Below are 5,232 nucleotides of genomic sequence, written 5' to 3'. Positions count from 1 at the left end.
GGCGTCGCTGAGGCGTTCCAGGACGAGGACGCCGGCGCCCTCGCCCCAGCCGGTGCCGTCGGCTGCTGCCGCGAACGGCTTGCACCGCCCGTCCGCGGCGAGACCGCCCTGCCGCGCGAACTCCACGAACACGCCCGGAGTCGACATGACGGTGACCCCGCCGGCCAGCGCGAGGGAGCACTCGCCCGAACGGAGCGCGTGGGCGGCCTGGTGGATCGCCACCAGTGACGAGGAGCAGGCGGTGTCCACCGTGACCGCGGGCCCCTCCAGCCCGAAGGTGTAGGCGAGCCGGCCCGAGGCCACGCTGCCCGCGCTGCCGTTGCCGAGATAGCCCTCCACCTCCTTCGGCGCGCGCACGACCCGGCTGCCGTAGTCGCTGTACATCACGCCGACGAAGACCCCCGTCGCACTGCCGCGCAGCGACTCCGGGGACAGACGGGCCCGCTCGAACGCCTCCCAGGAGACCTCCAGGAGCAGCCGCTGCTGCGGGTCCATCGCCAGCGCCTCACGCGGGCTGATCCCGAAGAACTCCGGTTCGAAGTCCGCGGCGTCGTACAGGAAACCGCCCACCCGGGGCCGGCCGGTCTCCTCGGCCGCCAGCCGGCCGAGGTCCCAGCCGCGGTCGGCGGGCGGCTCCGCCAGCGCGTCCCGGCCCTCGGCGACCAGCTCCCACAGCTCCTCGGGGCCGGTGACGCCGCCGGGGAACCGGCAGGCCATGCCCACCACGGCGATCGGCTCCCGCAGCCGCGCCTCGACCTCCTCCAGCCGCGCCCGGGTCCGCTTTCCCTCCTCGATCGCCCGTTTCAGATAAGCCCGCAGCTTCGTCTCGTCCGCCACGCGTTCCACACCCCTTTTCGTCAGCAGGTCCGACGGTGTGTCAGTCGGCCGTGCCGAAGCCGTTGTCCACCAGGTCGAACAGTTCTTCGTCGGTCGCCTCGTCGAGCGCGGGCCCGAGGTCCGCCGGCTCCGCAGCGGACAGTTCGGCCAGCAGATCCGTCAGCCGCTCCACCGCCCGCCGCCGCGTCTCCTCGTCCGGCGGTGCCCCGCGCAGCGCGGTGGCCAGGCGGTCCAGGTCGGTGAAGACCGAGGCCGTCACCGCCTCCTCGCGCGGGGTCAGCAGCTCGCCGAGCCGGCCGGCGACGGCGAGCGGAGTGGGATGGTCGAAAACGAGGGTGGTCGGCAGCCGCAGCCCGGTGGCGGCGGCGAGCCGGTTGCGCAGTTCCACCGCGGCCAGCGAGTCGAAGCCCAGGTCCACGAAGCCGCGGCCGTCCGGTACCGCGTCTGGGGAGGCGTGCCCCAGCACCGAGGCGGCCGTGGCGCGGACCAGGTCCAGCAGCACCCGGGCGCGTTCGGCCTCCGGCAGGGTGTCGAGGCCGGTCAGGGCGGCCGGCTTCGCCCCGGTGCCGGAACCGCCGGCCGTGCCCGCGCGCGGGCCGGTGACGAGGTCCCGCAGCACCGGCCCGACCACGCCGGCCGCCGACTGCTCCCGCAGGACCGCGGAGTCCAGCAGCAGCGGCACGAGCACCGCCTCCTCGGACTCCAGCGCCCGGTCGAAGAGCGCGAGGCCCTGGTCGAGGGAGAGCGGACGCGTCCCGGAGCGCGCGATGCGGGCGAGGTCCACGTCGGACAGGTGGCCGGTCATCCCGCTGCGCCGCTCCCAGAAGCCCCAGGCCAGCGACGTACCGGGCAGGCCGGCCGCCCGGCGGCGCCGCGCCAGGGCGTCCAGGGCCGCGTTCGCCGCGGCGTAGACCGCCTGCCCGGCGGTGCCGAGGATGCCGGAGGCCGACGAGAACAGCACGAACGCCTTCAGGTCCAGGTCGCGGGTGAGCGCGTCCAGGTGCAGCGCCGCGTCGACCTTCGGGCGGACGACCCGCTCCAGCTGCTCCGGGGTCACGGCGGTCACCACCGCGTCGTCGAGCACCCCGGCCGTGTGGATCACCGCCGTCACCGGGACGCTGTCGGTGCCGTCCGCGCTGTCTGTGCCGTCCGCGGGGTTCGCCAGCAGTCGCGCCAGCGCGTCGCGGTCCGCCACGTCGCAGGCGACCGCCCGCACCGCGGCGCCCTGCTCCGTCAGCTCCGCCACCAGTTCCGCCGCGCCCGGGGCGGCGGCGCCCCGGCGGCTCACCAGCAGCAGGTGCCGCACCCCGTGCGCGGCCACCAGGTGCCGGGCCACGGCGGCCCCGAGGGTGCCGGTGCCGCCGGTGATCAGCACCGTGCCGTCACCGAGCGCCGGCACGCCGGCCCGCGACGCCTCGCCGTGCCCGCTGTGCAGACGGGGGACGACGACCTTGCCCGCGCGCACCGCGCACTGGGGTTCGCCGGTGGCCAGGGCCGCGGCGAGCTGTTCGGCGCGGGGCCGGGCGGGATCGACGTCCACCAGCACGATCCGGTCGGGGTGCTCCGTCTGCGCCGAGCGCACCAGCCCCCAGACGGCGGCGGCCGCGACGTCCGGCACGTCCGACGGCTGCACTGCCACGGCCTCCCGGGTGACGAACACCAGCCGGGCCGCGGCGTACCGGTCGTCGCCGAGGAACGTCCGCAGAAGCGTCAGCGTCCAGTCGGCGGCCCGGCGCACGGCGTCCGGACCGTCCCCCGTGGTGCCGGGCGGGCAGAACGCGACGATCGCGTCCGGGCGGGGCGCCCCCGCGTCCAGACTCGCGGCCAGCGCGTCCAGGCCGGCGTGGTGGGCCGTCTCCACCAGCAGGTCCGGCGTCTCCGCCGGCAGGTCCGGGGCGGGCCCCAGCAGCGCCCAGTGTCCGGTGGGCGCCTGGCCCCGCGCGGCGGCCGCGGGCCACCCGAGCCGCAGCAGACCGCCGGCCCGGGCCGGCAGGGCGGAGCCGAGGCGGGCGGGATCGACCGGCCGCAGGGCCAGCGAGCCGACCGTGGCCACCGGGTTCCCCGACGGGTCGGCCAGAGTGACGGACACGCTGTCCGGGCCGGTGGCGCTCAGCCGTACCCGCAGGGCCGTCGCGCCGGCGGCGTGCAGGCGGACGTCGCTCCAGGAGAACGGCAACAGCGTGGGACGCTGCCCGTCCGGCTCCGGGGACCCGTCGGCCGGGGCCGGCTCCCGCCGGTCGCCGGGCAGCAGGGACACGGCGTGCAGGGCCGCGTCCCACAGGGCCGGGTGCAGACCGAACGGCGTGTCGCCGGCCGGCTGTTCCGGGTCCGGCGCCACCTCGGCGAAGACCGCCCCGTCGGTCCGCCAGGCGGCGCGCAGCGCCCGGAAGGAGGGCCCGTAGTCGTATCCCCGGCCGGCCAGCCGGTCGTAGTGGCCGTCCACGTCGACCGGGGTCGCGCCCGGCGGCGGCCAGTCGTGCGCTTCCGGCGCCGCCGGTTCGCCGTCCGGGGCGAGCAGTCCGGTCGCATGGGTGGTCCAGGGCGCGTCGTCCTCGTCCCGGGCGTGCACGCTGACGGCCCAGCCGTCCGCGTCGTCCTGCCGCCGGGCCACGACCTGGAGCGTCACGGTGCCGTCCGCCGGCAGCGCGAGCGGCGCCTGCACGGTCAGTTCCCGCACCTGCCGGTGCCCGGTCAGCTCACCGGCCCGCAGCGCCAGTTCGAGGAACGCGGTGCCGGGCAGCAGGATGGTGCCGTGCACCGTGTGGTCCGCCAGCCACGGATGGGTGCGCACCGACAGCAGCCCGCTCAGCACCAGCGTGTCGCCCGTCGCCGCCGGGACGACCGCGTCGACCAGGGGATGGCTGTCGCCCTCCAGTCCGCCGGCCACGCCGCCCGCGCCCGTGGGCCGGTCGTCGAGCCAGTAGCTCTGCCGCTGGAACGCGTAGGTCGGCAGCTCCGCCCGGCGCACCGCGCGGCCCTGGAACACCGGGTCCCAGCCGACCGGGACGCCCTGCGTCCACAGCGTGGCGGCCGCCTTCAGGAAGCCCGCGAGGCCCGCGTCGTCGCGGCGCAGCGAACCGGTGACGAGGGCGCCGGCCGCGTCGGCGTGCTCCATCGTCTCCTGCATCGGCACCACCAGCACCGGGTGCGGACTGACCTCCACGAAGACGTCGTGGCCCTGCCGTGCCAGCGCCTCGGTGACCTCCGCGAGCCGCACCGGGCGGCGCAGGTTCTCGTACCAGTACTCCGCCCCGAGGGAGGCGTCCTCCACCAGCTCGCCGGTGACGGTCGAGCGGAACGCGGTGTGCGGCCGGCGCGGCGTGATGTCCCGCAGCTCGCTGAGCAGGGTGTCGCGCACCTCCTCGACCTGGGCGGAGTGGGAGGCGTAGTCCACGGGGATGCGGCGGGCGCGGATCTCCTCCGCGGCGCAGTGCTCCAGCAGTTCGTCCAGGGCGCCGGTCTCGCCGGACACCACCACGGAGGACGGGCTGTTGACGGCCGCCACCGACAGCCGGCCCTGCCAGCGGGCCAGCAGCCGGGTGGCGCCGGCCTCGTCCAGGGCCACGGTGGCCATGCCGCCGTGGCCGGCCAGCGCCCGCAGCGCCCGGCTCCGTACGGCCACCACGCGCGCCGCGTCCGGCAGGGACAGGGCGCCCGCCACACAGGCCGCGGCGATCTCGCCCTGCGAGTGGCCCACGACGGCGTCCGGCACCACACCGGCCGCCCGCCACAGCGCGCTCAGCGCCACCATCACGGAGAACAGGGCGGGCTGCACGATGTCCACCCGCTCCAGCCAGTCCGGCTCCGCGCTGCCGCGCACCACGTCGAGCAGGGACCAGTCCACGTACGGGGCGAGCGCCGCGGCGCACTCCTGAAGCGACCGGCGGAACTCGGGCGAGGTCTCCAGCAGTTCGGCGGCCATGCCGGCGAACTGGGCGCCCTGGCCCGGGAAGACGAACACCGTCTTCGGGCGTACGCCGGAGGAGAGCCGCTCGTCGGGGATGCGGCCGGTGACGACGGCCGGGGACTGCTCGCCGCGGGCCAGCGCCGCGAGTCCCGCCGTGAGTCCGTCCCGGCCGGGCGCCACCACGACGGCCCGGTGCGGGAAGGCGGACCGGGTCGTCACCAGCGAGTGCCCGATGTCCGTGGCGGACACGTCCGGGTGGGAGCGCGCGTACGCCAGCAGGCGCGCGGCCTGCGCCTGGACGGCCCGCGGCGTCGTACCGGAGACCGGCCAGGGCACCGCGGCCGGCGCCGGCCCTGCGTCCTCGGCGTCTTCGGTGGCTTCGGCGTCCTCTGTGGGTGGTGCTTGTTCGAGGATGAGGTGGGCGTTGGTGCCGCTGACGCCGAAGGAGGAGATGGCGGCGCGGCGGGGTTGGTGGGTGGTGGGCCAGG

General features: G+C 76.7%; 2 protein-coding genes. Both read right to left on the bottom strand.

The features are described from left to right. A partial coding sequence (locus ACH4OA_RS34520) for a beta-ketoacyl synthase N-terminal-like domain-containing protein (protein ID WP_365942283.1) occupies positions 1-837 on the bottom strand: 837 nt, incomplete at its 3' end. 40 nt (positions 838-877) lie between these two features. Then, on the bottom strand, positions 878-5,232 hold a 4,355-nt coding region (locus ACH4OA_RS34515; RefSeq protein ID WP_397973458.1), incomplete at its 5' end, for an SDR family NAD(P)-dependent oxidoreductase.

The organism is Streptomyces sp. NPDC017095 (assembly GCF_044332325.1).
Lineage (GTDB): Bacteria > Actinomycetota > Actinomycetes > Streptomycetales > Streptomycetaceae > Streptomyces.
This window is presented reverse-complemented; position numbering and strand designations above follow the sequence as displayed.